Annotated in this window: 31 protein-coding genes; 19 read left to right on the top strand and 12 right to left on the bottom strand. The window is 72.4% G+C overall.

Annotation, left to right across the window (positions count from 1 at the left end; all coding sequences use genetic code 11):
* Positions 1 to 27: 27 nt before the first annotated feature.
* From dapA to ACIGNX_RS20715, 5 genes are all read left to right on the top strand, one after another.
* Positions 28 to 924 carry a 4-hydroxy-tetrahydrodipicolinate synthase gene (dapA, locus tag ACIGNX_RS20695; RefSeq protein WP_396542280.1) on the top strand — a complete coding sequence of 299 codons (897 nt, stop codon included), beginning with the start codon at positions 28 to 30 and terminating at the stop codon, positions 922 to 924.
* Complete coding sequence (locus tag ACIGNX_RS20700) at positions 921 to 2,603, top strand: ribonuclease J (RefSeq protein WP_396542281.1); 1,683 nt, start codon at positions 921 to 923, stop codon at positions 2,601 to 2,603. Before dapA ends, ACIGNX_RS20700 begins: the two co-directional genes overlap by 4 nt.
* Positions 2,604 to 2,632: 29 nt before the next feature.
* A complete protein-coding gene (locus tag ACIGNX_RS20705) occupies positions 2,633 to 3,202 on the top strand; it encodes a dienelactone hydrolase family protein (protein ID WP_396542282.1) in 570 nt (189 codons plus the stop codon).
* 107 nt (positions 3,203 to 3,309) lie between these two features.
* Positions 3,310 to 4,167 carry a helix-turn-helix domain-containing protein gene (locus ACIGNX_RS20710; protein ID WP_396542283.1) on the top strand — a complete coding sequence of 286 codons (858 nt, stop codon included), beginning with the start codon at positions 3,310 to 3,312 and terminating at the stop codon, positions 4,165 to 4,167.
* Positions 4,139 to 4,417 carry a DUF397 domain-containing protein gene (locus tag ACIGNX_RS20715; RefSeq protein WP_396542284.1) on the top strand — a complete coding sequence of 93 codons (279 nt, stop codon included), beginning with the start codon at positions 4,139 to 4,141 and terminating at the stop codon, positions 4,415 to 4,417. The genes ACIGNX_RS20710 and ACIGNX_RS20715 overlap by 29 nt, the downstream gene beginning before the upstream one ends.
* On the opposite strand, the gene ACIGNX_RS20720 is transcribed toward ACIGNX_RS20715, so the two are convergent.
* A complete protein-coding gene (locus tag ACIGNX_RS20720; protein WP_396542285.1) occupies positions 4,308 to 5,087 on the bottom strand; it encodes a lysophospholipid acyltransferase family protein in 780 nt (259 codons plus the stop codon). The two genes, ACIGNX_RS20715 and ACIGNX_RS20720, sit on opposite strands and share 110 nt — an antisense overlap.
* Before the next feature lie 130 nt (positions 5,088 to 5,217).
* On the opposite strand from ACIGNX_RS20720, the gene ACIGNX_RS20725 reads away from it, so the two are divergent.
* Positions 5,218 to 7,671 (top strand): DNA translocase FtsK, encoded by a 2,454-nt coding sequence (locus ACIGNX_RS20725; RefSeq protein ID WP_396542286.1) that lies wholly within the window; start codon positions 5,218 to 5,220, stop codon positions 7,669 to 7,671.
* Positions 7,672 to 7,909: 238 nt separating this feature from the next.
* A complete protein-coding gene (locus ACIGNX_RS20730; RefSeq protein ID WP_396542287.1) occupies positions 7,910 to 8,596 on the top strand; it encodes a hypothetical protein in 687 nt (228 codons plus the stop codon).
* Positions 8,597 to 8,880: 284 nt separating this feature from the next.
* Here ACIGNX_RS20730 and ACIGNX_RS20735 read toward each other — a convergent pair whose 3' ends face one another.
* The 7 genes from ACIGNX_RS20735 to ACIGNX_RS20765 form a co-directional block, all read right to left on the bottom strand.
* Entirely contained in the window at positions 8,881 to 9,312 is a 432-nt protein-coding gene (locus ACIGNX_RS20735; protein ID WP_396542288.1) for a phospholipase, read from the bottom strand.
* Between the two features lie 84 nt (positions 9,313 to 9,396).
* Positions 9,397 to 9,690 (bottom strand): hypothetical protein, encoded by a 294-nt coding sequence (locus ACIGNX_RS20740; protein ID WP_396542289.1) that lies wholly within the window; start codon positions 9,688 to 9,690, stop codon positions 9,397 to 9,399.
* Between the two features lie 67 nt (positions 9,691 to 9,757).
* Positions 9,758 to 9,904 (bottom strand): hypothetical protein, encoded by a 147-nt coding sequence (locus ACIGNX_RS20745; RefSeq protein WP_396542290.1) that lies wholly within the window; start codon positions 9,902 to 9,904, stop codon positions 9,758 to 9,760.
* Complete coding sequence (locus tag ACIGNX_RS20750; protein ID WP_396542291.1) at positions 9,901 to 10,095, bottom strand: hypothetical protein; 195 nt, start codon at positions 10,093 to 10,095, stop codon at positions 9,901 to 9,903. Before ACIGNX_RS20750 ends, ACIGNX_RS20745 begins: the two co-directional genes overlap by 4 nt.
* A gap of 373 nt (positions 10,096 to 10,468) precedes the next feature.
* Positions 10,469 to 10,852, bottom strand: coding sequence for a hypothetical protein (locus ACIGNX_RS20755; protein WP_396542292.1), 384 nt, complete (start codon positions 10,850 to 10,852; stop codon positions 10,469 to 10,471).
* Complete coding sequence (locus ACIGNX_RS20760; protein WP_396542293.1) at positions 10,849 to 11,703, bottom strand: MerR family transcriptional regulator; 855 nt, start codon at positions 11,701 to 11,703, stop codon at positions 10,849 to 10,851. The genes ACIGNX_RS20755 and ACIGNX_RS20760 overlap by 4 nt, the downstream gene beginning before the upstream one ends.
* A 62-nt stretch (positions 11,704 to 11,765) precedes the next feature.
* Entirely contained in the window at positions 11,766 to 12,266 is a 501-nt protein-coding gene (locus tag ACIGNX_RS20765) for an amino-acid N-acetyltransferase (RefSeq protein WP_396542294.1), read from the bottom strand.
* A gap of 240 nt (positions 12,267 to 12,506) precedes the next feature.
* Between ACIGNX_RS20765 and ACIGNX_RS20770 the strand changes: the two genes are divergently transcribed.
* The 9 genes from ACIGNX_RS20770 to ACIGNX_RS20810 all read left to right on the top strand — a co-directional run bounded on the left by ACIGNX_RS20770 (position 12,507) and on the right by ACIGNX_RS20810 (position 20,632).
* Positions 12,507 to 13,586, top strand: coding sequence for an ATP/GTP-binding protein (locus ACIGNX_RS20770; RefSeq protein ID WP_396542295.1), 1,080 nt, complete (start codon positions 12,507 to 12,509; stop codon positions 13,584 to 13,586).
* 55 nt (positions 13,587 to 13,641) lie between these two features.
* Positions 13,642 to 14,124 (top strand): RloB family protein, encoded by a 483-nt coding sequence (locus ACIGNX_RS20775; protein ID WP_396542296.1) that lies wholly within the window; start codon positions 13,642 to 13,644, stop codon positions 14,122 to 14,124.
* 96 nt (positions 14,125 to 14,220) lie between these two features.
* The gene (rimO, locus tag ACIGNX_RS20780) at positions 14,221 to 15,597 is read left to right on the top strand and encodes a 30S ribosomal protein S12 methylthiotransferase RimO (protein ID WP_396542463.1); all 1,377 of its coding nucleotides are present in this window, start codon (positions 14,221 to 14,223) and stop codon (positions 15,595 to 15,597) included.
* A gap of 47 nt (positions 15,598 to 15,644) precedes the next feature.
* Positions 15,645 to 16,178 carry a CDP-diacylglycerol--glycerol-3-phosphate 3-phosphatidyltransferase gene (gene pgsA / locus ACIGNX_RS20785; protein ID WP_396542464.1) on the top strand — a complete coding sequence of 178 codons (534 nt, stop codon included), beginning with the start codon at positions 15,645 to 15,647 and terminating at the stop codon, positions 16,176 to 16,178.
* Positions 16,175 to 16,648 carry a CinA family protein gene (locus ACIGNX_RS20790; RefSeq protein WP_396542297.1) on the top strand — a complete coding sequence of 158 codons (474 nt, stop codon included), beginning with the start codon at positions 16,175 to 16,177 and terminating at the stop codon, positions 16,646 to 16,648. Before pgsA ends, ACIGNX_RS20790 begins: the two co-directional genes overlap by 4 nt.
* A 156-nt stretch (positions 16,649 to 16,804) precedes the next feature.
* Positions 16,805 to 17,230 carry a helix-turn-helix domain-containing protein gene (locus ACIGNX_RS20795; protein ID WP_396542298.1) on the top strand — a complete coding sequence of 142 codons (426 nt, stop codon included), beginning with the start codon at positions 16,805 to 16,807 and terminating at the stop codon, positions 17,228 to 17,230.
* A gap of 283 nt (positions 17,231 to 17,513) precedes the next feature.
* On the top strand, positions 17,514 to 18,371 hold the full coding sequence (locus tag ACIGNX_RS20800; RefSeq protein WP_396542299.1) for a PspA/IM30 family protein: 858 nt from the start codon (positions 17,514 to 17,516) through the stop codon (positions 18,369 to 18,371).
* Between the two features lie 16 nt (positions 18,372 to 18,387).
* Complete coding sequence (locus tag ACIGNX_RS20805; protein ID WP_396542300.1) at positions 18,388 to 19,167, top strand: hypothetical protein; 780 nt, start codon at positions 18,388 to 18,390, stop codon at positions 19,165 to 19,167.
* 220 nt (positions 19,168 to 19,387) lie between these two features.
* Complete coding sequence (locus ACIGNX_RS20810) at positions 19,388 to 20,632, top strand: uracil-xanthine permease family protein (protein ID WP_396542301.1); 1,245 nt, start codon at positions 19,388 to 19,390, stop codon at positions 20,630 to 20,632.
* A 15-nt stretch (positions 20,633 to 20,647) separates the two neighbouring features.
* Here ACIGNX_RS20810 and ACIGNX_RS20815 read toward each other — a convergent pair whose 3' ends face one another.
* The 4 genes from ACIGNX_RS20815 to ACIGNX_RS20830 are packed head-to-tail and all read right to left on the bottom strand — an operon-like array spanning position 20,648 to position 23,927.
* Entirely contained in the window at positions 20,648 to 21,670 is a 1,023-nt protein-coding gene (locus tag ACIGNX_RS20815) for a quinone-dependent dihydroorotate dehydrogenase (RefSeq protein WP_396542302.1), read from the bottom strand.
* A 10-nt stretch (positions 21,671 to 21,680) separates the two neighbouring features.
* A complete protein-coding gene (locus tag ACIGNX_RS20820; RefSeq protein ID WP_396542303.1) occupies positions 21,681 to 22,475 on the bottom strand; it encodes a DNA-formamidopyrimidine glycosylase family protein in 795 nt (264 codons plus the stop codon).
* The gene (locus ACIGNX_RS20825) at positions 22,462 to 23,094 is read right to left on the bottom strand and encodes a LysE family translocator (RefSeq protein ID WP_396542304.1); all 633 of its coding nucleotides are present in this window, start codon (positions 23,092 to 23,094) and stop codon (positions 22,462 to 22,464) included. The genes ACIGNX_RS20820 and ACIGNX_RS20825 overlap by 14 nt, the downstream gene beginning before the upstream one ends.
* Positions 23,091 to 23,927, bottom strand: a complete 837-nt coding sequence (locus ACIGNX_RS20830; RefSeq protein WP_396542305.1) for a ParA family protein — start codon at positions 23,925 to 23,927, stop codon at positions 23,091 to 23,093. Before ACIGNX_RS20830 ends, ACIGNX_RS20825 begins: the two co-directional genes overlap by 4 nt.
* Before the next feature lie 34 nt (positions 23,928 to 23,961).
* Here ACIGNX_RS20830 and ACIGNX_RS20835 point away from each other — a divergent pair, with 34 nt between their 5' ends.
* From ACIGNX_RS20835 to ACIGNX_RS20845, 3 genes are all read left to right on the top strand, one after another.
* Positions 23,962 to 24,684 (top strand): class I SAM-dependent methyltransferase, encoded by a 723-nt coding sequence (locus tag ACIGNX_RS20835; RefSeq protein WP_396542306.1) that lies wholly within the window; start codon positions 23,962 to 23,964, stop codon positions 24,682 to 24,684.
* 78 nt (positions 24,685 to 24,762) lie between these two features.
* A complete protein-coding gene (gene shbA / locus ACIGNX_RS20840; protein WP_396542307.1) occupies positions 24,763 to 25,383 on the top strand; it encodes an RNA polymerase sigma factor ShbA in 621 nt (206 codons plus the stop codon).
* 207 nt (positions 25,384 to 25,590) lie between these two features.
* Entirely contained in the window at positions 25,591 to 26,175 is a 585-nt protein-coding gene (locus tag ACIGNX_RS20845) for a sigma-70 family RNA polymerase sigma factor (RefSeq protein WP_396542465.1), read from the top strand.

Here is a 26,175-nt window from a genome sequence, read left to right on the forward strand (position 1 = left end):
GGAGGGTGACGCGGTAGATTTCCGCACATGACCGCAAGCCCCACCGCCTCACCCGGCCGGCCGTTCGGCCGCGTGCTCACCGCCATGGTCACGCCCTTCGACGCCGAGGGGGCGGTGGACCTCGACAAGGCGCAGCGGCTCGCCGAGCACCTGGTCGAGCTGGGCAACGACGGTCTCGTGGTCAACGGCACCACGGGCGAGAGCCCCACCACCACCGACGCGGAGAAGGCGGACCTGATCCGCGCCGTGGTCGAGGCGGTGGGCGACCGCGCCACCGTGGTCAGCGGCGCGGGCACGTACGACACCGCGCACAGCGTCCACCTGGCCCGGCAGGCGGAGGCGGCGGGCGCGCACGGCCTGCTGCTGGTCACGCCGTACTACTCGCGGCCCACCCAGGAGGGCGTGCACGCGCACTTCACCACCGTGGCCGACCAGGTCGGCCTGCCGGTGATGCTGTACGACATCCCGCCGCGCGCGGTCATCCCGATCGACGTGGAGACCCTGCTGCGGCTCGCCGAGCACCCGCGCATCGTGGCCGTCAAGGACGCCAAGGGCGACCTGCTCGCGGGCAGCAAGGTCATCGCGGCCACCGACCTGGCCTACTACTCCGGTGACGACCCGCTGAACCTGCCGTGGCTGTCGGTCGGCGCGGTCGGGTTCGTCAGCGTCATCTCGCACATCGCCGCGGACCGGCTGCGCGACCTGCTCGACGCGTTCGAGTGCGGCGACGTCGCCCGCGCGACCGCGCTGCACCAGTCGCTGCTGCCGCTGCTGCGGCCCTTCAGCCGGATGCCCGGTGTCACCTACGCCAAGACGGCCCTGCGTTTGCGGGGCCTCGACGTGGGCGACCCCAGGCTGCCGCTCGTACCCGCTTCAACCGAGGACATCGAGGCCGTCGAGGCCGAATTGGGAGTCAACGCGTGATCAACCCGAGCTCACCCCCGCCCGCACTGCCCGACGGAGGTCTGCGCGTCGTCGCACTGGGCGGAATCGGCGAGGTCGGCCGCAACATGACGGTGTTCGAGCACGCCGGCCGGCTGCTCGTCGTGGACTGCGGCGTGCTCTTCCCCGAGGACGACCAGCCGGGCGTCGATCTGATCCTCCCGGACTTCCGGGCCATCGAGGACCGGTTGGACGACATCGAGGCCCTGGTGCTCACCCACGGGCACGAGGACCACATCGGTGCGGTGCCGTTCCTGCTCAAGCTGCGCCCGGACCTGCCGGTGGTCGGTTCGCGCTTCACCCTGGCGCTGCTCGCGGCCAAGTGCAAGGAGCACCGCCAGACGCCGAGGCTGATGGAGATCACCGACGGCGAGCGGCGCGCGTTCGGGCCGTACGAGCTGGAGTTCTTCGCGGTCAACCACTCCATCCCGGACGCCGTCGCGGTCGCCATCCGCACGTCGGCGGGCCTCGTGCTGCACACCGGCGACATCAAGCTCGACCAGCTCCCGCTGGACGGCAGGCTCACCGACCTGGCCGGGTTCTCCCGGCTGGGCGACGAGGGGGTCGACCTGTTCCTGGTCGACTCGACCAACGCCGAGGTGCCCGGGTTCGTCGCGCCGGAGCGCGAGATCGGGCCGGTGCTGGAGAACGTCGTCCGCAAGGCCAACCAGCGGGTGATCGTGGCCTGCTTCGCCTCCCACGTGCACCGCGTGCAGCAGGTGCTCGACGTCGCCGTGCAGTACAACCGGCGGGTGGCGCTGGTCGGCCGGTCGATGGTGCGCAACATGGGCATCGCCGCCGAGCTGGGCTACCTCAACGTGCCGGACGGGCTGTTCGTGGACCTCAACGAGGCCATGGAGATGCCCGAGGCCGAGGTGCTGTTCGTGTCGACCGGGTCGCAGGGCGAGCCGCTGTCGGCGCTGTCGCGCATGGCCCGCGGCGAGCACCGGCAGATCTCGATCAAGGCCGGTGACACGATCGTGCTGGCCTCCTCGCTGATCCCCGGCAACGAGAACGCGGTGTTCGGCGTGGTCAACGGCCTGGCCCGGCTGGGTGCGACGGTCGTGCACCAGGGCAACGCCAAGGTGCACGTGTCCGGGCACTCCCCGGCGGGCGAGCTGCTGTTCCTCTACAACGCCGTGCGGCCGTCGAACGTGATGCCGGTGCACGGCGAGTGGCGGCACCTGCGGGCGAACGCGGCGCTGGCCGTGGCGACGGGCGTGAACCCGGACCGGGTCGTCATCGCCGAGGACGGCGTGGTGGTCGACCTGGTCGACGGCACCGCGGCGATCAGCGGCAAGGTCGAGGTCGGCCACGTCTACGTGGACGGCCTGTCGGTGGGCGACGTCGGCGAGTCGACGCTGTCGGACCGGCTCGTGCTCGGCGAGGGCGGCTTCATCGCCATCACCGTGGCGGTGGACTCCAGCAGCGGTCGCGCGGTCGCGCCGCCGACGGTGTCCGGCCGCGGGTTCTCCGACGACCCGAAGGCGCTGGACCAGGCCGTCTCGCTGGTGGAGATGGAGCTGTCGCGCACGGAGGCGGAGGGGATCACCGACTCCCACCGCATCGCGCAGGCCGTGCGCCGCGTGGTGGGCCGCTGGGTCGCCGAGACCTACCGCCGGCGCCCCATGATCGTGCCGACCATCATCCCGGTGGACTGACCGCCCCAGGGGCGGGGAGGACGTGTGACGTGGCCGAGGTACTGCTGTTCCACCACGCGCACGGGTTGACGCCCGGTGTCGCGGCCTTCGCCGAGGAGCTGGCGGCGGCCGGGCACACCGTGCACGTGCCGGACCTGTTCGAGGGGCGGGTGTTCGTCGACCTGGCCGACGGCCTCGACTACGCCGAGCAGGTCGGGTACGGCGCGATCGCCGAACGCGGCCTGGTCGCCGCCGAGGGGCTGCCCGACGACGTCGTCTACGCGGGCTTCTCGCTGGGCGTGCTGCCGGCGCAGATGCTGGCGCAGACCAAGCCGGGCGCGGCGGGCGCGTTGCTGTTCAGCGCGTGCGTGCCGGTGTCGGAGTTCGGCGGGGCGTGGCCCGCGACCGTGCCCGTCCAGGTGCACGGCATGACCGGTGACGAGCTGTTCGTGGACGACGGCGACCTCGAAGCGGCCCGCGCGCTGGTGGCGGGTGCCGCGGACGGCGAGCTGTTCCTGTACCCCGGCGACCGGCACCTGTTCGCCGACTCCAGCCTGTCGTCGTACGACGAGGTGGCGGCCGTGCTGCTGATGGAGCGCGTGCTCGCGTTCCTCGGCTGAGCGGCCCGCCCGCGGTTCCCGGTACCACCGGTACACACCTGATCCCTTGGGGTGGAATCCGCTCGACCGGCTGGGAACCGCAGGTCAGGCGGCCCTAGCGTGCCCGCATGGAGTCACGCATGTCGGACGCGCTCAGCCGGGAGCTGGGCGACGCCCTCCGCCAGGCCCGCCACCGGTCCCGGGTGAAGACCGGGACGTTGATCGAGGAGCTGGGCTGGTCCGCGGGCAAGCTGTCCAAGCTGGAGGTCGGCACCTGCGGCACCAGCCCGGCGGACATCGCCAGGCTGGTCGGCCACCTCCGCGCCGAGCCCGGCACCTTCGAGCACGTGATGGCCTTGGCGCACGAACCGCACACCGGTCACTACGTCCGGCCGCACGGCGTCGCGATGCCGGACAGCCTCCGCATCCTGATCATCCACGAGCAGGCCGCCAAGTCGATCCTCTGCTACCAGAACCTGTTCATGCCCGGCCTGCTGCAGACCGCCGACTACGCCCGCGCCCTGATGACCACCGCGAACGCCGACGAGGCCGTGGCGAACCGGATGGCGCGGCAGTCGATCTTCGACCGGCCGTGGGCGCCGACGGGCCGCTTCTTCATCCACGAGACCGTGCTGCACAACATGGTCGGCGGCCCGCAGGTGATGTACGAGCAGATGTTGCAACTCCTCTTCCGCGGTGGTGTGCGGCTGATCCCGCTCGCCACGTCCATGCCGGTGTCCTTGCGCACTGCGTACACCTTCATGACCTTCACCGACTACCTGCCGGTGACCTACGTGGAACACGGCTCGGAGTCGTTGTTCCTCGACGCCGCCGACGCGACCAAGTCCTACCTCCTGGCCTGCAACGACCTCACGCGAGTGGCGTTGGGTGAGGAACAATCGCGGGCGGTGTTCGCCAGGTGGGCGGACCGGTACGACCGGCTCCGGGAGGCCAAGGGTGCGGCTGGAGGCAGCGAAGTGGCGTAAGAGCAGCCACAGCGCGGACGAGGGCACCGATTGCGTCGAGGTGGCGTTCACGTCCGAGGTCGTGGGCGTGCGGGACTCGAAGGACACCACCGCGCGGTTGGCCTTCAGCCCCGCCGCCTGGCGCGCCTTCCTCGCCCGCCTCACCCCTCGTCCGGCCGCCACGGGCTCCTGCCCGTCGTCGGTCGCGTGGGGTCGTGGAACTTCGGCAGGTCCGGCTCGTCGGCGCGCAACGGCGCCAGGCCCGCGGTGATCGCCCGCATGATCCGCTCGTGCGCCCGCCTGGCGTCGCCCGGCTTGCCGTCCTCCAGCCCGGACAGGTCGACCGGCTTGCCGAAGTGCACCTTGAACGTCGGCCGCCGGCGCAGCCCGCGCACGTAGGACGTGAGGTAGGGCTTGATGTCCTCCCAACCGGCGACGCGCGTGTTGCCCCAGTAGACGGCCTCGTGCGCGCCCCACTGGCTGACCGGTACGACCGGGATGCCGCCGCTGAGCGCCAGCCTGGCCGCGCCCGTCTTGCCGCGTTCCGGCCACAGCCCCGGGTCGAGGCTGATCCGGCCCTCCGGGTACATCGCGATCGGGTCGCCGCCGCGGCGCAGCGCCTCGACCGTGCGGTGGTAGGCCTCGCCGACGTCCGCCGCCCCGCGGTCCACGCGCAGGTGGCCGGACGCGCGCAGCGCGGGCCCCAGGACCGGCGCGTCGAGCAGGCCGCCGGCGAGCAGGAAGCGCGGTGCGAGGCCGATCCGGCGGCAGGCCGCGATCAGCACGAACGGGTCCAGGTTGCCGATGTGGTTGGACGCGAGCAGCAGGGGACGGCCCCTGAGGTCCGCCGGGACGTCGCCGGTGACTTCGAGTCGTCCGCTGAGACCGACGACCCCTTGGTCGACGGCGGTCAGCACGCGCCACAGCAGTGGTGTGGGCACGACGGGCAGGCTACGGCGTGTCGAGGTGTCGGCGCACCGGGTTCGGGGCAACCATGGGCGTCGGGCGGCGCACGTCGAGTCGTGCGTGAAGCATGGGGCTGCTGAGGCGCGAGGGACTACCGTATACACCATGGCCGGCCGAACTGGAACCTCGCGCAAGGGCACGACCCGCAGCTCCGCAGCCCGGTCGAAGCCCCGTTCCGGTCCGTCCAGACCGGCCGCGAAGCGCCCGCCCGCCAGGCGTACCCCGGCGCGCAGGTCCCCCGGTTCCGTCGGCCGGGTCTGGGGACTGCTCGGTCGCGGCGTCGGCTCGGTGGTCCGCGCGGTCGGCCGCGGCAAGGAGTTGGACCCGGCGCACCGCCGGGACGGCCTGGCGCTGGTGCTCATCTCGCTGGCCGTGATCGCGGCCGCGGGCGTGTGGTGGCAGGCCGGCGGGCCGGTCGGCCAGTGGGTCGACGTGGCCGTGCGCAGTTCCGTCGGCGGCCCGGCGGTGATCGTCCCCGTGCTGCTGCTGGCGGTCGGCGTGGCGCTGATGCGCACGGACCCGAACCCCGAGGCGCGGCCCCGCCTGGTGATCGGCTCGATCCTGGTCATGGTCGGGTTCCTGGGCATGTTCCACCTGGCCGGTGGCCTGCCGATGGACCCGGTGGCCCGCCGCGACGCCGGTGGCGCGCTGGGCTACCTCGCTGGCGGGTTCCTCGCCCAGGGCCTCACGCCGTGGGTCGCCGGACCGCTGCTGGTGCTGATCTTCGGCTACGGCGTGCTGCTGCTCGTGCACCTGCCCGTCCGCGAGGTGCCCGCCAAGCTCGGTGGCCTGCTGCACCGCAGGACCGACCAGCTCGACGGGTTCGGCGTCGAGGACGAGTACGACGAGCCGGTCGCCGAGGTCGAGGAGAAGCCCGCCAAGCTCCGCCGCCCGTCCCGCAGCCGTCGCCAGACCGCCGCCGCGGCCGTCGACGTCCCCGACGAGCTGCCCGAGCCGCCGCTGGACGAGGAGCCGCCGCCCCCGCCGCCCCCGGTCCGGCCCGCTGCCAAGCCGAAGGCCACCCCGGAGACCCCGAAGCCGGCCACGATCGCCGTGCGCGCGGTCGAGGGCGACTACCGGCTGCCACCGCCGACCATCCTCAAGGACGGCGACGCGCCGAAGGCCCGCAGCAAGGCCAACGACCTGATGATCGAGGCCATCTCGGGCGTGCTGGAGCAGTTCTCGATCGACGCGCAGGTCACCGGCTTCACCCGCGGCCCCACGGTCACCCGGTACGAGGTGGAGCTGGGCCCGGGCGTGAAGGTCGAGAAGATCACCGCGCTGACCAAGAACATCGCCTACGCCGTCGCCACGGACAACGTGCGGCTGCTCGCGCCGATCCCCGGCAAGTCCGCCGTCGGCATCGAGGTGCCCAACAGCGACCGCGAGATGGTCCGGCTGGGCGACGTGCTGCGCTCGCCGTCCACGGTCAAGGACAACCACCCGATGGTCATCGGGCTGGGCAAGGACATCGAGGGCCACTTCGTCACCGCGAACCTGACCAAGATGCCGCACCTGCTGGTCGCGGGCTCCACGGGTTCCGGCAAGTCGAGCTTCGTGAACTCCATGCTGGTGTCGCTGCTGGCGCGGGCCACGCCGGACGAGGTCCGGATGATCCTGATCGACCCGAAGATGGTCGAGCTGACGCCCTACGAGGGCATCCCGCACCTGATCACGCCCATCATCACCCAGCCGAAGAAGGCCGCCGCCGCGCTGGCCTGGTTGGTCGAGGAGATGGAGCAGCGCTACCAGGACATGCAGGTCAACCGGGTGCGGCACATCGACGACTTCAACCGCAAGGTGCGGTCGGGTGAGATCGCCGCGCCGCCGGGCAGCGAGCGCGAGTACCGCCCGTACCCCTACATCATGGCGATCGTCGACGAGCTGGCCGACCTGATGATGACCGCGCCGCGCGACGTGGAGGACGCCATCGTCCGGATCACGCAGAAGGCGCGCGCGGCGGGCATCCACCTGGTGCTGGCGACGCAGCGCCCGTCGGTCGACGTGGTCACCGGTCTGATCAAGACGAACGTGCCGTCGCGGCTGGCGTTCGCCACGTCGTCGCTGACCGACTCGCGGGTCATCCTGGACCAGCCGGGCGCGGAGAAGCTGATCGGCATGGGCGACGGCCTGTACCTGCCGATGGGCGCGGGGAAGCCGGTGCGCATCCAGGGCGCGTACGTGGGCGACGACGAGATCGCCGAGATCGTCAACTACACCAAGGACCAGGCGCAGCCCGAGTACACCGACGGCGTCACCGCGGCCAAGGCGGGCGAGAAGAAGGAGATCGACGCCGACATCGGCGACGACCTCGAACTGCTGCTCCAGGCGGCCGAGCTGATCGTCACCTCGCAGTTCGGCTCGACGTCGATGCTGCAGCGCAAGCTGCGGGTCGGCTTCGCCAAGGCCGGTCGGCTGATGGACCTGCTGGAGACGCGCGGGGTCGTCGGGCCGTCGGAGGGGTCGAAGGCGCGCGAAGTGCTGATCAAGCCGGACGAGTTGGACTCGGTGGTGCACCTGATCCGCGGCGGCTCCGCGCCGGAGGACGACGAGGGCTGAGCGCGGGCGCCCCGGCCGTTCGATCGAATTGACGTCGATCGGATTGACGTCGGTCGAATGGCCGGTCGAATGGCGCGGTCGAATGCGTCGAATGCGCGCGGGTGTTTGACCCGCGGTTCGCGGCGCTGCGATAGTCGTGAGGTCCGCCGTTTCCGCGAGCTTTCCTCTCCGCGCTTTCGTTGAAGCGATTCGACGGAAGTCGTGACGACGTGGGCAGTGCTGCCCGGGAAGAAGCGCCATGAACAGGATGCGTTCGGCCGCGGTCGCGGTCGCCTTGGTGGGGTCGCTGCTCGGCTCGGCCGGTGTCGCGAGCGCCGCGGTCTGGTCGTCGAGCGACCAGTGGGCCACGTGGTCCAACGGCGGCTACACCGTCCGCAACAACATCTGGGGGTCCGGCGCCGGCCCGCAGACGATCTGGGCGAACTCCTACGGCAACTGGGGCGTGTGGGCCAACCACCCGAACACCGGCGGGGTCAAGTCCTACCCGCACTCGGCGAAGGCGGTGAACCAGCGGCTCGGCGCCCTGGGCAGGCTGTCCAGCTCGTTCAACGTGACGCGGCCCGGTTCCGGCGCTTACACGACGACCTACGACATCTGGGCGAACAACTACGCGTACGAGGTCATGATCTGGGTCAACAAGCAGGGCGCGGTCGGCCCGATCGGCTCGAAGCAGGCGACGGCCACCGTCGGCGGGCACACCTGGGACGTGTACCGGGGCTCGAACGGCTCCAACGCCGTGTTCTCGTTCGTGCGGACGGGCAACACCGACGCCGGGACGGTCGACGTGCTGGCGGTGCTGAGGTGGATCGGCTCGCGCGGCTGGTGGGGTGACGTGACGGTGGGGGAGGTGCAGTTCGGTTTCGAGATCACGTCGTCGTCGGGCGGCCTGAACTTCGCGTCGAACAGCTTCTCGATCACCACCTGACCGGGTGAGCCGCGCTTCCCCCGTCGCCCCGGCGCGGCCCCGGAATTGTCGTACCCGGCCGGCAGAATAAAAGCAGGGGTCCCCTTGGGCGGGGACCCCTGCGGGTGCATTGGGCGCGACCGTCGGCGGTCGGATCTCGGCGGTCGACAGTCGGCGTCGGATTCCGACGGTCGACCGTCAGCGGTCGGCGTCGGCGGTCGGCTCTCGGCGGTCGGCTCTCGGCGGTCGGCGTCAGCGGTCGGCGTCAGCGGTCGGCGGCGGCGGTCGGCGTCAGCGGTCGGGTGTCAGCTCGCGCCGAACTCCCGCACCGCCTGGTAGTACAGGTCCGCCGTCCGGTTGCACGACCAGTTTCCCGCGCACTGGAAGTACAGGTCGGACTTGAAGTTGTTGTCGATCCGGAGCCGGGTCGCCTCGGTGAACCGCCCCTGCTTCTTGTAGTTGCGGTAGCCGAAGTCGTGCCGGTGGCAGGCCGGCAGGAACTTGTACCCGAAGGGGTTGTCGGGCGACCACGAACAACCGTCCGACGACCAGTCGAGCTGGTCGCTGTACGGCCGCTGCGTCCGCAGCGTGCTGAACTGCGCCAGCGACTTGCTGAACAGGTAGTCGTCGGTCACGGCGGGCGCGTTGATGGCCGCCTGGCCGACACCGGCGCCGGCCAGCAGGGCGAGCGAGGCCACGACGACGGCGAGAGCGTTGCGCAGGGATTTCGCGAGCACTGGTGTTCCCCTCGGTCCACGGGTTTGAGGGGTTCTTACCGGCCGGAGATCAACGCACGACAGCCCCGATCGGCTCATACCGCGTCAACGACGGGTGAACGTCGTGCCGCACGCGATCACCGCGGCCAACCGCACCGGCTGATCGCCCAATCCCGGCAACGCCAACACCTCGGCGTCCGCCGCGCCGCCCGGCAGGTGGCCGCCGAGCCGCTGCTGGGCCATCCGCAGGCAGACCGACTGCGCCGCCGCGCCCGCTTCGAGCAGGCCGAACCGCCCACCGCGCCGGCCGTACTCGCCCAGCGGCGGCTGGTCCGCCGGCACGAGCGCCGGCACCAGCGCGGGTTCGGCGTCGGCGGCGAGCACTTCGCGCAGCCGCACCCAGCCGGTGCCGGCCCGACGTCCTGCACGGCGTGCCGCGCCGCGTCGTACCGGACGACCCGCCCGTTCAGCCCGTGCCGCACGGCTCGGGCACCGCGTCGAAGCCGGGGACGTCCACATCGGACAACGTGCGCGGCACGGGGTGCAGCCGCGCCACCACGCCCTGCCGCCAGCCCACCGCCCGTTCCAGCAGCGCGGCCGCAGCCGTGATCACGCCGCCCGCCACGCGTAGTACCGGTGCACCGACAGGCCGGCGGCGGCGACGACCACCCCGTGCAGCGCGATCGCGCCGCCGACCGCGGACACCGCGCAGCAGCGGCAACAGCAGGAGCACGTCGGCGTCGCGGCGCTCGCGGTCGTCGTGTCGGGCGTGAACGGGTCGGGCAGGCGCAGAGCGGTCGTCATCGGGCTTCCCCCACGGCAGGTCGACCCGGCCCACTGCGAACTTGGGGCACGCTCGGCAGTCCGCCGCCGGGAGCACGTCCTCGGCGGTGGTGGTGAGCTCGTCCAGGTGCAGCGTCACGACGCGGTCGAGCAGTGCGAGCGAACCGGCGGCGAGCCGGTCGACCGCGTGCCGCGCCCATCGCAACGGGAAGTCGGTCGTCGTCGCCCCGGACGCGTCGGTGGTCCCGGATCACCCGGCGGTGCCGGACGCGCACCGCCAGGCACCCGAGGCAAGCGCTTGCGCCGGGCACGACGAACGGGCCGAGCGACGCCGTGTGGTGGTTAGGCGAGGTCGAGCAGGAGGTGCGGCTCCCGGCTCCCGCAGCCAGGCCAGCTACTCCAGCGTGCCGGTCGTGCGGACGACCAGCACCAGGTCGGGCCCACCGGCCGGCGGCGGGAAGTGGGCGCCGAGCCCGGCGGGCTCCGCGCCGACGACGCGCACGCCGACGCGCGGCGGCTCGCCGTCGGGCACGGGCAGGCCCGCCGGGCGCAGCGCGCCCAACGACCGCAGGTGCGCCCGGACCGGCGCGCTGAGCCGGTCCGGGTCGAGCGGGCGAGCCGGACCCCTCGACACCGGCTCGACCAGCTCGACCAGCACCCGCGCTTCCGCGTCGGGCACGTCGGGCAGGAAGTGGGCGAGGTCCGCCCCGGCGTGCACGACCACGCCGCCGTCCTGGGCGAGGGCGCGCCAGGCCGGGTCGGGCACGAGCGCGGTCACCGGACCGGCTCGTCGTGGTCGTCCTCCCGGTCGAGGAACCGCTGGATCGCCGGTTCGTCGGGGAACTCGTCGTCCTCGTCGGTCTCGACGAGGCGTTCCGCGATGGGCACGGGTTCCTCGACCCACGCGGGCCGGAAGTCGTCGCCGGGCAGGAGCTGGTGGCGGCGGGCGAACTCCTCGGCGGCGTCGCGGATCGACTCGCGCAGCGTGCCGATGACGACCGTCTCGGCGGTGTAGGTCAGCTCCACGAGCAGCGCCCGCATCCGGTCGAGCTGGTCCTCCTGGTCGGCGTTCTCCGCGAGCTGCGGCCACAGCCTGCGCTCGAACACCTCCACGAAGTCGGCCGCGATGCCGTCCGTGGCCTGGCGCAGGTTCGCGAACTTGTCGAGCACGTCGCCGCTGGGCACGCTCAGCGCCGCCAACCGGTTGCCCGCCTCCAGCGCCCACCGGCGCACGTGCGGCCAGCCGCGCCGCCAGCGGACCAGGCCGAGCTGCACGGCGCGGCGCAGCACGCGCGGCCGGGCGTCGCCCAGCGGGATGAGCCTGCTGATGTCGCGGGCCCTGATCCGGACCCAGTCGTCCGGGCCCTCCGCCTCGCCGACGCCCAGCACGGCCGCGACGCTCGCGCCCTTCTCGCGGGCCTTCACCAGCTCGGCGATGGCGGGCAGCGAGAAGCCGCGGGACTGGAGCCGCTGGACGAGCGTGAGGCGTTCCAGGTGCGAGGCGTCGTAGTAGGCGACGCGGCCCTGCCGGCGGGGCGGGTGCAGCACGCCCTTGGTCTGGTACATGCGGATGGTGCTGCCGGGCAGGCCCACCCGGACCGCCAGTTCGTCGACCGTCAACTGCTCCACGGCACCGATCCTGCCGATCGGAGTTCGTGGAGTCAAGACTCTTCGAGTTTTTACTCGAAGAGTTACAGGTGCAGCAGCATCCGGGAGTTGCCGAGGGTGTTGGGCTTGACGTAGGAGAGGTCGAGGAACTCCGCGACGCCCTCGTCCGCCGACCGCATGATCTCCTCGTACACCTCGGGCGACACGGGCGTGCCGTCGATCTCCACGAACCCGTGCCTGCCGAAGAACTCGGTCTCGAACGTGAGCACGAACAGCCGCTCCAACTGCAGCTCGCGCGCGGTCTCGATCAACCGCCGCACGATCCGGTGCCCGATCCCGCGCCCCAGCGCCTCCGGCGCCACCGCGACCGTGCGGATCTCGGCGAGGTCCTCCCACAGCACGTGCAGCGCGCCGCACCCGAGCACCACGCCGTCCTCTTCGGCGACCCAGAACTCCTGGATGTCCTCGAACAGCGTGACGAGCGGCTTGGCCAGCAGCACCTTGCCGGCGTAGGCGTCGATGAGGGCCTTCATCGCCCGGACGTCGCCGGTGCGGGCGCGACGCACGTTGATCGAGTCGTTCACGGTGCCAACGTAACCCTCGGTCGCGACCGCCTCTTACCCGGCGGTCCAGATGGTGAAATGCCACGATGAGGTCCATCAAATGGCGATTCATGCGGTTTACTGGCACAGAACGAGCCCAAGCGTCGTCAGTGGAGGTGCCAGGTGCTTCGGAGCTTCCGGCTCGGCAACCACCGGTCGTTCCGGGACGAGCAGGAGCTGCTGCTCATCCCGGTCTACGCGGCCGGCCGGGAGGTGCTGCCCGTGGCGGCGGTCTACGGGGCCAACGCGTCGGGCAAGTCGAACCTGCTGGACGGCCTGGAGTTCATGGCCGACGCGGTGCGCGACTCGTTCATGCGGTGGCAGCCGTTCAGCGGCGTGCCCCGAAGTCCCTTCAAGCTCGACCTCGCCGCCGCGGACCGCGTTTCGGTGTTCGTCGCGGAGTTCGTGGAGCACGGGGTTCGCTACACCTACGGCTTCGAGGTCAACGACGACCGGGTCCTCGCGGAATGGCTCTACAGCTACCCGGAGAAGCGCAAGCGCGTGCTCTTCGACCGAACCGATGACCACGTAAGGTTCGGGCGGAGCATCGCCGTAGGCACTGAGAAGCTCGACGTCCTCGAACGCTTCCTGCGACCGAACGCGCTGTTCCTCAGCCTCGCGGCGCAGTTCAACACGCCGGACGTCATGCCGGTGTACCGGTGGTTCACCCGGAAACTGCGCTTTCGGCTGAACGACGACCACCGGGACGTGGCCGCCCGCGTGGTCGCCTTCCTGGCCGACCACGGCCCTCACGCCGAACGCCTGGTCGAGTTGTTGCACGCCGCCGACGTGGGGATCTCGGAACTCCGGCTCGACGGGCCCGACGATCTGCGGCTCGTTCACGGCGATCGGGGGGTGCTCCGGTTGGAAGAGGAGTCCGCGGGCACCCGATCGTGGTTGGGGCTGCTTCCCGAGGTGCTGCGAGTGCTGGTCGAGGGCGGTGTCCTGGTGATCGACGAAATCGACGCCAGCCTCCACTCGCTGCTCTCCGCGCGCCTCGTCGCGCTCTTCAACGACCCGGAGAGCAACAGAGGCTACGGCCAATTGGTCTTCACGACGCACGACGCGACCCTGCTGCACCCGCCCCTCGCCGACGAGGTGCTGGACCGCGACGAAGTGTGGTTCGTGGAGAAGGACCGGGAGGGCGCGAGCCGGCTCTACCCCCTCTCGGACTTCAAGCCCCGACGGGAGGACAACCTGGAGCGGCGATACCTGGCCGGCCAGTACGGCGCCGTTCCGCACGTTTACGAAGAGCACTTCAAGACCGCGGTACGGGATGGCGTCTTCAGTGGCCAGGCGTGAGAACTCGCAACGGCGATCGAGCCGGGCGGTACCGCTGCGGCGGAACAACGTCCTCGTGGTCAGCGGGGGTCAGAGGACCGAGAGCCAGTACTTCTCCGGCTTGCGGCTCGCCCGCCGGGTGCCGATCACCGTCAAGTGCAAGGTCGACGCCCCGCACAACCTCGTCAGGTACGCCGCCAGGCTGCGCGACCAGTACCGCGAGGAGTTCCACGCGGTGTGGTGCGTGGTCGACGTGGACGACTTCGACATCGCCGCCGCCGTGCGCGAGGCAGACCGCGTGAAGATCGACCTCACCGTGTCGGACCCCTGCTTCGAGCTGTGGCTCCTCCTGCACTTCGCGGACCACCGGGCGCACGTCGCCGACTACCGGGCGGCGCGGGACCTGCTCGCCCGACACGTCCCCGGCTACGACAAGAAACTCGACTACGCCGCGTTCGACCCCGGCCTGGAGGAAGCGGTGATCCGGGCGGCGCGGCTCGGGCCGGACAACCCCGTTTCCGGCGTCGGTCGCCTGGTCCACTCGGTGCTCCACGCCTGACCTGGACCGCGCACGGCGTATGGGCGGGTGGGGAGGGGACCGGCTGCGGTTACGCTGAGCACCGTGTCTTCCCCCACCACGTCCAAGCGCGTCGCCATGCTGACCCTCGGGTGCGCCCGCAACGAAGTCGACTCCGAAGAACTCGCCGGCCGCCTCACCGCCGGCGGCTGGGAGCTGGTCGACGACGAGGCCGACGTGGTCGTGGTCAACACCTGCGGGTTCGTCGAGTCCGCCAAGAAGGACTCCGTGGACACGCTGCTCGCCGCCGCCGACAGCGGCGCGAAGGTGGTCGCGGTCGGCTGCATGGCCGAGCGGTACGGCGCGGAGCTGGCCGACAGCCTGCCCGAGGCCGACGCCGTGCTCGGCTTCGACCACTACGCCGACCTCGCCGACCGCCTGGACGACGTCCTGGCCGGTCAGGCCATCGAGTCCCACAAGCCGGTCGACCGGCGCACGCTGCTGCCGCTCACGCCCGTGCAGCGGCCGGCGGCGGCCGAGGACGTGCAGGTGCCCGGCCACGGGTGGGGCCCGCGCGTGCTGCGCACCCGCCTCGCCGACACGCCCGTCGCGCCCCTGAAGATCGCCTCCGGCTGCGACCGCCGCTGCTCGTTCTGCGCCATCCCGTCCTTCCGCGGCGCGTTCGTCTCCCGCCACCCGGACGAGGTGGTGGCCGAGGCGATGTGGCTGGCCGAGCAGGGCGTCCGCGAGGTGTTCCTGGTCTCGGAGAACTCCACCTCCTACGCCAAGGACCTGCCCCGCGAGCTGGGCGGCCTGGAGCGGCTGCTCCAGCGGCTGGCCGCGGTGCCCGGCATCGACCGCGTCCGCGTCTCCTACCTCCAGCCCGCCGAGACGAAGCCGACGCTGGTCAAGGCCATCGCCACCACCGACGGCGTCGCCGACTACTTCGACATGTCGTTCCAGCACTCCAGCGAGCCGGTGCTGCGCCGGATGCGCCGGTTCGGCTCCACCGAGTCCTTCCTCGGCCTGATCGAGCAGATCCGCGCCCTCGCGCCGCGCGCCGGCATCCGCAGCAACGTCATCGTCGGCTTCCCCGGCGAGACCGAGGAGGACGTGGCCGAGCTGGAGCGCTTCCTGGTCGCCGCCCGCATGGACGCCGTCGGCGTGTTCGGCTACTCCGACGAGGACGGCACCGAGGCCGAGGGCCTGCCCGGCAAGCTCGACGCCGACACGATCGCCGAGCGCGTCGCCCGCGTCTCGAACCTGGTCGAGGAGCTGACGTCCCAGCGCGCCGAGGAGCGCGTCGGCGAGGAGGTCGTCGTCCTGGTCGAGACCGAGGAGGACGACGACAACGACTGCGTCGGCCGCGCCGCCCACCAGGCGCCCGAGGTCGACGGCGAGTGCGTCGTCACCAACGCCGAGGGGCTCAGGGTCGGCGACCTGGTGCGCTGCCGGGTCGACTCCTCCGAGGGCGTCGACCTGGTCGTCTCCGCGATCGAGGTGCTCCCGAGGTGACCGAACCCGCGCGCGTGCCGGTGCTGAACATCGCCAACGTGCTGACGATGTCCCGGCTGGTGCTCGTGCCGGTGTTCCTCTACCTCCTCTTCGCCGAGGGCGGCCACCAGACGTGGTGGCGGCTGGCCGCGTTCGGGGTGTTCGCCGTGGCGTCGGTCACCGACCACGTGGACGGCAACCTGGCCCGCAAGCACGGCCTGATCACCGACTTCGGCAAGATCGCCGACCCGATCGCGGACAAGGCGCTGACCGGGGCGGCCCTGGTGGGCCTGAGCCTGCTCGGCGAGCTGCCGTGGTGGGTGACGGTCGTCATCGCGGTCCGCGAGCTGGGCGTGACCCTGCTGCGCTTCTGGGTCATCCGGCACGGCGTCATCCCGGCCAGCCGCGGCGGCAAGGCCAAGACGCTGGTCCAGATCATCGCGATCGGCCTGTACGTGCTGCCGCTGCCCGCCTGGCTGGACGTGCTGTCGGTGGCCCTGATGGGCGCGGCCGTGGTGCTGACCGCCGTCACCGGCGTCGACTACGTCATCCGCGCCTTCCGGCTGCGGGCCCGGGGCAAGCGGGCGGTGGCCGGGGCATGAGCGCCGCCGACGTCGTCCGGGCGCTCAGGGCCCGCGGTGAGACGGTCGCCGCGGCCGAGTCCCTGACCGCCGGCCTGGTGACCGCCGAGCTGACCTCCGTGCCCGGCTCCAGCGCCGTGGTGCGCGGCGGGCTCGTGGTTTACGCGACCGACCTCAAGCACACCCTGGCGGGCGTGGACGCCGCACTGCTGGCCCGGCACGGCGCCGTGCACCCCGAGGTGGCCCGGCAGCTCGCCGAGGGCGCCCGCGAGCGGTGCGGCGCGACGTGGGGCCTCGGGCTGACCGGCGTGGCCGGCCCGGACCCCCAGGACGGGGTCGGGCCCGGCACCGTCCACATCGGTTTGTCCGGTCCGTCCGGATCGACCGTGCAGACGCTCACTCTCGGTGGTGAGCGTGACGAAGTCCGCAAGAGTTCGACAACGGCCGTGCTCGCCCTGTTGCTCGACCACCTGGAAATCCCCGTCGAGTGACGTGAGCAGCGCATTCCTCGTCACACCCGGACACGCACGCGGGAACTTACCCGCGAGTTCACTCGTTCGCCCTTGGCGGACGTGTCGGGAAGTCACTGCCCGTCGACGGGACGGGTCGGTAACGTGGTGGCACGGCCGGCCGGAAGGAGGCGCGCGATGACCGTGCTGCTACGCGAGGCGATCGGTGATCGGCTCCGCCATGCCCGCACCACCCAACGCCGCACGCTGCGCGAGGTCTCCAGGACCGCCCGCGTCAGCCTGGGGTACCTGTCCGAGGTGGAGCGTGGCCGCAAAGAGGCGTCCAGCGAGCTGCTGGCCGCGATCTGCGAGGCGCTGGACCTGCCCCTGTCGGAGCTGCTGCACCTGGTCGCCTCGGACATCGGCGCCGTCCAGCAGCCCGTGCCGACCCCTGCCGAGCTCGCCGAGCGGGCTCCCGCGACGGCCTCGGCGGGCCTGGAGGGCGGCACCATGGTGCCCGCGGTGATCGGCAACGACCTGTCCGACCTGCGGTTGCAGCCCGTGCTCACGCACCGGCTGTCGACCTCGATCAGCAAGCCGCGCAACGCGGTGGTGGCGGCGTAGTCCGAGCCCGCACGTGCCAGAGCCGAGCCGGTCCGACCGGCTCGGCTTTCGCGCTTGCAACGACTTGGCAACCCCACCCGGGGTCGCCGCGTCCCCCTGGTGGCGGGCGGGCAGGATGACCATGCCGACGAAAGTCGGGGGGTGACTCAGGGTGAACCCGGATATCTCCCCAGGTCGGTGGAAGCAGCGCGGGACAACTGACACGATGGAACCAACACCGGCACCGGGTCGTTGCCAATCACGAGCGCGAGCCAGGAAAGTGCGGAGAAGGCAGGCGTAGGAGATGGCCAACCCTTTCGTGAAGGCGTGGAAGTACTTCATGGCGGCGTTCTCGTCCAAGATCGACGAGCACGCCGACCCGAAGGTGCAGATCCAGCAGGCCATCGAGGAGGCGCAGCGGCAGCACCAGGCGTTGTCGCAGCAGGCCGCCGCCGTGATCGGCAACCAGCGCCAGCTCGAGATGAAGCTCAACCGGCAGCTCGGCGAGGTCGAGAAGCTCCAGGCGTCCGCACGCCAGGCGCTGGTGCTCGCCGACGAGGCCCGCGCCAAGGGTGACGAGCAGCGGGCGACGCAGTTCGAGACCGCCGCGCAGGGCTTCGCCACCCAGCTCGTCACCGCCGAGCAGAGCATCGAGGACCTGAAGACGCTGCACGACCAGGCGCTGCAGGCCGCGACGCAGGCCAAGCAGGCCGTCGAGCGCAACGCGATGGTCCTGCAGACCAAGCTCGCCGAGCGCACCAAGCTGCTCAGCCAGCTGGAGCAGGCGAAGATGCAGGAGCAGGTCTCCCACTCGCTGCGCCAGATGACCGAGCTGGCCGCGCCGGGCAACACGCCGTCGCTGGAGGAGATCCGCGACAAGATCGAGAAGCGGTACACCACCGCGCTCGGGTCCGCGGAGCTGGCGCAGAACTCGGTGCAGGGCCGGATGCTGGAGGTCCAGCAGTCGACCACCGAGCTGGCGGGCCAGTCGCGGCTGGAGCAGATCCGCGCGTCCATGGGCGGCGGCAAGGTCGCCGGCGAGGTCACCAGCGGCCAGTCGGCGGGCGCGAGCATCCAGCAGGAGATCCAGCAGCGGGTCCAGCAGGCGCAGGCCCAGCCGACCCAGCAGCTGCGGCAGAACCCGCCCGCGAGCCAGGGCTGAGGGGGTGGTGTCCGCGATGGATCCCCGGCGGAGGGTGGCCGGCGAGATCGCCCAGGTCATCGGCGGCCAGCTCCAGGGGCAACTCGCGGACCAGGTCAAGCGGCGCTACGCCGCCTGGAACGACCCGCGCGCGAAGCTCGACCGGCGCTACCGCCGGTCGAGCCGCGTGCTGACCTTCTGGCTGATCGTGCTGGCCCTGCTCACGACCGTCGGCACGCTGGCGATCGTGGGCGTGATCGGCCCCGGCGTGGGGGTCGGCGCGGCCCTCGGGTTCGCCGGGACCGCCGTGCTGGCCGTGCGCACGAACCTGAAGATGCGGGACATCAACGCCCGGAGGAGGCAGCTGGAGTCCGCGCCGGTGCGCGAGCCGCTGCCCGCCCGGTCCTCCGCCGCCCGCCTGCCGGTGGAACGGCTGGAGGACGCCGAGGACACGCTGCGGGAGCTGCTGCGCCAGCTCGACTCGGCGGCGTTGACGTCCGTCCCCGCCGACTCGGTCGAGCAGGCCCGGGCGACCGGCGCGGAGGCGTCCTCGGCGATCCGGGCCGTGTCCCGCCAGCTCCAGGCGGTGGAACGGGCCCGCGACACCGCTCCGCCGCTGGACCGCGCCCCGCTGGTCGAGGGCGTGCGCAGGCTGCGGGCCCAGTTGGACGAGGGCGTGGACGGCTACTGCGGCCTGGTCGCCGCGGCCGGTCGGGTGCTCGCCGAGAGCACCGCCTCCCACCCCCGGCAGGTGCTGGTCGAGGCGACGGACCACCTCGCCGGCCTGGCCTCGGCGTTGCGGGAACTGTCCCGCTGAGGAGCTGCGGAGTTCCGCATCGACGGGTACACCGCCATCTGCACGAACCCGATTACGTCACGTTGCGTAGCGAAGTTGAGCCAACCTCGCGCTCGTAGTGGCGTACGCTGCTGCGATCGTGTGATTATCAGACCGTTACATAGCCGCAGCCACTACTTGGCGTGGCAGGATCCCTGGGTCGGACAGCGTGGTCCGTCCTGGTCGCCGGGGAGGTCGTTGAGTGGCGTTGTGGACCGTGCGCGGCGATGGCCGCCACACCGGGGGTGACGCCGTCGCGCCCCAGGAGCGGCTGAGCTGGCCGCGCACCGTCGGTTTCGGCGCCCAGCACCTGGTCGCCATGGCAGGTGCCACGATCCTCGTCCCCGCCACTACCGGCCTCCCGGTCAGCACCACCCTGCTGTTCTCCGGCGTCGGCACCCTGCTGTTCCTGCTGATCACCCGCAACCGCGTGCCCAGCTACCTCGGCGCGTCGTTCGCGTTCATCGCGCCGCTGTCCGCCGCCCGCGACGAGGGCATCGCCGCGCAGCTCGGCGGCGTGCTCGCCGCGGGCCTGCTGGTGATCATCATCGGGGTGGCGGTGAAGGCGCTGGGCGTGCGGCTGCTGGAGACCGTGATGCCGCCGGTGGTGACCGGCGCGGTGGTCGTGCTCATCGGGCTCAACCTGTCGCACCGGGCCACGGAGTCGTTCGCCCGGCAGCCCCTGCTCGCGGCGGTGACGCTCGGCGTCATCCTGCTGTGCGGCGTGCTCGGCCGGGGCCTGGCGTTCCGCTTCTCCGTGTTCCTCGGCGTGGTCGTCGGCTGGGCGCTCGGCTTCTGGCTCGGCCTGGTCGACACGGCCGCGGTGGGCCGGGCCGCCTGGTTCGGCCTGCCCGAGTTCCACTCGCCGGAGCTGCGCCCGTCGGTCACCCTGCTCGTGCTGCCGGTGGTGATCGTGCTGGTCGCGGAGAGCGTCGGGCACGTGAAGGCGATCGGCGCGCTGACCGGCCGCAACCTTGACGGCAACGTCGGCGACTCGGTCATCGCCAACGGCGTGTCCACCGCGCTGGCGGGGCTCGGCGGCGGCTCCGGCACCACCACCTACTCCGAGAACATCGGCGTGATGGGCGTGACCAGGGTCTTCTCCACCGCCGCGTACGCGGTGACGGGCGTGGCCGCGGTGCTGATCTCGTTCTCGCCGAAGGCCACCGCGCTGCTCTCGACCATCCCGGCGGGCGTGGTCGGCGGCGCGACCCTGGTGCTGCTCGGCCTCATCAGCCTGGTCGGCGTGCGGGTGTGGACGGACAACCGGGTCGACCTCACCCACCCGGGCAACGCGCTGGTCGGCGGCGCCGCCCTGGTGGCAGGCGTGGGCGACCTCACCCTCCGGCTCGGGGACATGGAGCTGGGCGGCCTGGTCTGGGGCTCGCTGCTGGTCGTGATTCTGCACCCGGTGCTGCGCCGGCTGGGCACCGCGCGCGGTGCCTGAACCGGGCCGCGGCCGTCACCGCAGCGCGCGGTTGATGCGACCGACCAGCCCCGGCCCCTCGTAGATGAACCCGGTGTAGACCTGCAGCAGGCTCGCACCCGCGTCCAGCATCCGCTTGGCGTCGTCCGGGCCCGCGATGCCGCCGACGCCGATGACGGGCAGCGCGCCGCCGGTCTCCCGGCTGATGAACCGCACCACCTCGCGGGCGCGCGCGGCCAGCGGCCGGCCGCTCAGCCCGCCCGCCTCGTGCGCCAGGTGGCGGTCGGCCGGCGCCAGCCCCTCGCGCGACAACGTGGTGTTGGTCGCGATCAGGCCGCTGACCCCGTGCGCCGAGCACACCTCCAGCAGCTCGCCGATCGCCTCGTCGGTCAGGTCGGGCGCGATCTTGACCAGGAGCGGCTTGCGCGGCGCCGACCCGGCCAGGTCGCGCGCCGCGGCGTCGAGCGCGGACAGCAGCTCGGTCAGCGCGCCGCGGTCCTGCAGGCTGCGCAGGCCGGGCGTGTTGGGCGAGCTGATGTTGATCGCGAAGTAGTCGCCGTGCCGGTACAGGGCGCGCAGGGACGTCCGGTAGTCCTCGACCGCGTCCTCCACCGGTGTGACCTTGGACTTGCCGAGGCTGATGCCCAGCGGCACGGCGAGCGGCCCGAGGCGGTCCAGCCGGTTGGCCAGCTCCAGCGCGCCGTCGTTGTTGAAGCCCATCCGGTTGATGATCGCCTCGCTGTCGCGCAGCCGGAACAGGCGCGGCTTCGGGTTGCCCGGCTGCGGGTGCCGGGTGACCGTGCCCACCTCGACGAACCCGAACCCGAGCGCGCCCCACGCGGGCAGCGCCCGACCGTTCTTGTCCAGCCCGGCCGCCAGGCCCACCGGGTTGGGGAACCGCACGCCGAAGACCGTGCGCTCCAGGGCGGGCCGGCGCTTGACCAGCTTCGCCGCCGGGCTGAGCGCGGCCAGCGCGCCGAGGGTGGTCTCGTGGACCCGCTCCGCGTCGCCGCCGTGCATCCGGAACAACGCCTTGCGCACCACGTTCTTGTAGACCACGGCGGCAACCCTAGGCGATCGGCCCTGGTTGGCAGCGCGGGCACCAGTACGCGGGCCGCTCCAGCACCCCCGCGCCCTGCCCGCCGACGCGCACCCTGGTCCCGCAGCGCCGGCACGGCCTGCCACCCCGCTCGAACACCCAGTGCTCACGCCCGCGCCCCGGCAGGCCGGTGGTGATCTGCTCCGGCCGCCACGCGTTGGCCAGCAGCAGCTTGCGCGCCAGCCGCACCGCCTCCGCCGGGTCCACGGACGACACCGGGCTCCACGGCGAGACGCCGAGCAGGAAGCACACCTCGGCCTTGTAGAGGTTCCCCACGCCCGCCATCACCCGCTGGTCCAGCAGGGCCAGGCCGAGTTCCCGGTCCGGGTCGGCGGCCAGCCGGGCGGCGGCCTCGGCGGCGCGCGAGTCGTCCCAGTCACCCAGCAGGTCCGGCCCCAGGTGCCCGACCAGGCGCGACTCCTGCCCGGTCGGCAGCAGCTCCAGGTCGTGCAGCGCGAACCCCACCGCCACCCGGTCCGGCACCTCCAGCAGCGCCCGCACCTGGTGCGCGGGGCGCCGCCAGCGCTCGCCCGGCCGGTAGAGGTGCCAGGCGCCGTCCATCCGGAAGTGGCTGTGCAGGCTCAGGTCGCCGGAGAACCGGGTGAACAGGTGTTTGCCGACCGAACGCACCTCCAGCACGTCCCGCCCGCCCAGGTCGGCCGTGGCCCACCGCGGGTGCCGCAGCTCCCCGCGCACGACCCGCCGGCCGGCCAGCGCCTCGTTGAGGCGGTGCCCGGCCAGGAAGACCGTGTCACCCTCGGGCACCGCTGTCGAAAGCCACCTTCAGGCCGAACCCGACCAGCACGGACGCGGTCAGCCGCTCGGTCCACCGCCGGACCGCGGGCCTGGTCAGCACGACCACCGCCCGCCCGGCCAGCCACACCACCACGAGCTGCCACACCTGGCCGACGGCCACGTGCACGCCCACCAGCAGCGCGCCCCACCCGGCCGACGCCTGGTCGGACGGCAGGAACTGGGGCAGCAGGCTCAGGTAGAACACACCGATCTTGGGGTTGAGCAGGTTCGTGGTGAACCCGGTCCGCAACGCCTGCCGGGGCGTGATCGCCGGCGCGTCGGTCGGCCGCTCGCTCGTGCCGCGCCACGACTTCCACAGCGCCGACCCGCCCAACCACAGCAGGTAGGCCGCGCCCGCGTACCGGACGAGGTCGTAGGCCAACCGCGAGGCCACCAGCAGCGCCGTCAGCCCCGCGATGCTCGCCGCGCCCCACACCAGGCAGCCCAGCGTGGTGCCGAACCCGCCGACGACCCCGGCCCGCCGCCCGCCGCCGAGCACCATGCGCAGCAGCATCATCGTGTCCAGGCCCGGCGTGATCGTCAGCAGGACCGCCGCGGCGGTGAACGCCAGGAGCGCGGTCGTGCTCACGCCTCCACCGCCTCCTCGATCTCCTCGTCGTCGAAGTCGCGGTGCACGGCCCGACGCCTGCTGCGGCTGATCCGCAGGATCCGCGCCAGCAGCAGGTTGAACGCCAGCGCCACCTCGCGCGCACCGGGGGTGCCCCACTCGTGGATGGGCATGCACGCGCCCTGGGCCTGCTGCACCGCCAACCGGTCCGGCAGCGCCACCGGCATCACCAGCGGCCCGAAGATCTCCCGCAGCTCGTCGATGCGGAACTGGTGCTCGTGCGACCTCGGCCGCACCCGGTTCACCACCACGCCCAGCGGCTGCAGGTCGGCGTTGTGCTCGCGCTCGGCCTGCACCGCCTCGAACGCCCGCTGCACGCCCGCCACCGCGAACATCGTGGGCTCGGTCACCAGCAGCGCGCGGTCCGCCGCGACCAGCGCCGACCTGGTCAGCTGGCCCAGCGACGGCGGGCAGTCCAGCAGGACGAGCTGGTAGGGCTCCTCGTCGTCCTGCAGCAGCCGCAGCGCCTCCCGCAGCTTGCCCAGCCGCGTCTCGCCCGGGTCCGGGTGGTTCAGCGACTCGGCGTCCTCCGAACCGGCCAGGACGTCGACGCCCTCACCCCAGGCGCTCGGCGCGATCGCCTTGTCGAGCGTTTCGCGGCTCGGGTCCTGCAGGACGTCGTAGATGCTGGCCTCGGTGTCGTCGGGTTCGAGCGTCGAGGTGGCGTTGCACTGCGGGTCGAGGTCGATGACCAGCGTGCGCACACCGCGCCGCAGCGCCGCCGACGCGAGACCGAGCGCGACCGTCGTCTTCCCAACGCCACCCTTGAGGCTGAGCACCGCCACCGTATGCACGTAGTGCAGCCTACGGCCCTTACGCTCTACGTCCATGCGACCGGACGCCGTACAAAGGGTGCTCGACGCCGAGCTGACCGCCGCGCGGGACCGCCGGGGCGGTGAACCGCCGCGCGTGCTCGACGTGGGCGGCGGCAGCGGCGTGTGGGCCGTGCCGCTGGCGGTGGCCGGGTGCTCGGTGACGGTGGTCGACCCGAGCCCGGACGCGCTGGCCACGCTGCACCGCCGGGCGACCGACGAGGGCGTGGTGGACCGGATCACGGCCGTCCAGGGCGACACGGACGCGCTGGACCTCGACGGCTCGGCCGACCTGGTGCTGGGGCACGGCCTGCTGGAGGTCGTGGACGACGTCGCGGCCGCCCTGACCGCGCTGGCCGCCGCCGCCACCCCGGGCGGCGCGGTGTCGCTGCTGGTGGCGAACCGGTACGCGGCCGTGCTGCACCGGGCGATCGCCGGCCGCCTGGTGGACGCGCGGCGGCTGCTGGACGACGAGGCCGGTCAGCTCGCCGGCACCCGCGACCCGCTGCTGCGCCGGTTCGACGTGGCCGGGTTGGAGGCGTCGGTGCTGGCCGCGGGCCTGAAGGTGGAGCTGGTGCAGGGGCACGGCGTGGTGTCGGACCTGGTCCCGGGCTCCGTGCTGGAGGCGAGCCCGGGCGCGGCGGAGGCGCTGGCGGAGCTGGAGCTGGCGGCGTCGACCCGCCCGCCGCTGCGCGACGTGGCCGCCCGCCTGCACGTCCTGGGCCGCAAGCCCGCCTGAGTGCAGTAGAACGAACCCTTCCGCCGCCTACCGCAGAGGAACACCCGTGGGAGACCCGCACTTAGCCGGGACCGGTTGATGGCCGCGACCGCGTCCGAGGACTTCGAGGACGACGTGCGCGCCGCCGTCGCGGGCGATCGCCGGGCGATCGCGTCGCTGCTGGCCGCGGTGCGCCCGCTCGTCGTGCGCTACTGCCGTGCCCGCGTGGGCGGCCAGGAGCGCTCCGCCGCGTCGGCCGACGACGTGGCCCAGGAGGTGTGCCTGGCGCTGCTGACGGCGCTGCCGACGTACAAGGACCACGGCAGGCCGTTCCTGGCGTTCGTGTACGGGATCGCGGCGCACAAGGTGGCGGACGCGCACCGGGCGTCGTTGCGCAACCGCGCCGAGCCGGTGCCGGAGCTGCCCGACCTGCCGGACGACGACCAGGTCGGTCCCGAGCAGTCGGCGTTGCGGGTGGAGCTGTCGCACCGGATGGGCCGGTTGCTGCGCCTGCTGCCGGAGAAGCAGCGCGAGGTGCTGGTGCTGCGGGTCGTGGTCGGGCTGACGGCCGAGCAGACCGCCGCCGCGGTGGACGCGACGCCCGGCGCCGTGCGGGTGGCGCAGCACCGGGCGCTGACGAGGCTGCGCCGGGAGGTCGAACGGTCTATGGTTACGCAGCGCAGCCGTTCGCGGATGCCTGTTAATCCGTTAGCGACCTAAACGCGGCCATTTGGAGCAACTTTCCGAGACTCGCGTCATCCGTGCGTGGGATGGGCGTCGCGTTCGCATGTGCCCCCGAGGGTCGTCCAGCGCGCGGACGCCGAGGAGCTCGCGATGGCAGCAGCAGTGGTTGGTCGTTCGGTCGTGCCGCGTCTTGGCGGCGACGTGGGGAAGTCGGTGATGGCCGTGCGGCGGCGCGATGACGTCATGTCCTCCCCGGCACGGGTGGAAGGGGGACCGGAGTCGCACGTCGAAGGGGCGGTCCGGGGTGACCGCCGGGCGGTCGAGGCGTTGCTGGCCGAGATCAGGCCCGTGGTCGTGAAGTACTGCCGGGCCCGGATCGGCCAGGGCCAGCGGTCGTCGGCGTCGGCGGAGGACGTGGCCCAGGAGGTCTGCCTCGCCGTGCTGAAGGCGCTGCCCAACTACCGGGAGCAGGGCAGGCCGTTCCTGGCGTTCGTGTACGGGATCGCGGCCCACAAGGTCGCCGACGCCCACCGCGCGTCGGCGCGCAACCGCGCCGAGTCCGTGCCGGAGCTGCCCGACAGCCCGGGTGTCGAACCCGGTCCCGAGCAGCGGGCGCTGCAGGGCGAGCTGTCCGAGCGGATGGGGCGGCTGCTGGACGTGCTGCCCGACCGCCAGCGCGAGATCCTGGTGCTGCGCGTCGTGCTGGGCATGTCCGCCGAGGAGACCGCCGAGGCGGTCGGCTCCACCCCCGGCGCGGTCCGGGTGGCCCAGCACCGGGCCCTGGCGAGGTTGCGCAAGGCGATGGAAGAGTCCCGGCACGGCGTGTGA

The organism is Actinosynnema sp. NPDC053489, assembly GCF_044544865.1.
Taxonomy (GTDB): domain Bacteria; phylum Actinomycetota; class Actinomycetes; order Mycobacteriales; family Pseudonocardiaceae; genus Actinosynnema.